Source organism: Treponema sp. R8-4-B8 (assembly GCF_054786175.1).
Genome location: NZ_BDHE01000206.1, coordinates 1 through 685, shown reverse-complemented (window position 1 = coordinate 685; position 685 = coordinate 1). Strand labels below are relative to the sequence as shown.

The window sequence follows — 685 nt, the reverse complement described above, 5'->3', positions numbered from 1 at the left end:
CAGAGGACGAATATCTATCTTATTCTGCGTGGTTGAAAAACCTGCAATCTTACAAAGTTCCTGTTCTGTTTCATTAGATAAAGCAATAATATCATTTTTGCAAAGACTCATAACCAACTTAGCCGCAGGATGAGGTTTTTGCAGAGAAACCGCATCATCACCATGCAGTTGTTGCCGCATAGCTTCAGGGCGAGATACAAACACACCCTCATATTTGTATTTTCCCTTTGGTTGAGGAATCCGCCAAATATCTACCCTATAATAATCACCCGGCATATAGGCTTTATTTTTACAGGAATTAATAAAAACAGGTATTTGATCTTTTGGGAAATATCTAAGCGAATAAATCCCTGTTTTTTCGCTGAAACGGATCAACACATCTTGTAATTTCTGTCCTGTCTTAATTGGATGAGATTTTATAAATTTCTGAACTTGCTCCCTAATAATTGGATCGGCAATATTGGGAATGTCACGCTCGGAGAGGGATTCCAGAGGAGCGCGAGTTACCCATTTGTCCCGAAAAACATTGAGGTGTTTATATTTTTTCTGTATTAATGTTTTTGCTTTTCTAAATCCTTCCTTCTGAACCAAAAGAGCAATTTCTGTCTGTATTGCTTTTGGTACAATGCGATTTATTTCTTTTTCTACAAGATCCTCAGGAGCGATCTGTTCCAAATAAGAATGT

General features: G+C 37.4%; 1 pseudogene. It reads right to left on the bottom strand.

The window, feature by feature from the left end:
- Window positions 1–685: pseudogene (locus ACYVRA_RS07920) on the bottom strand (hypothetical protein); the annotation flags it as partial.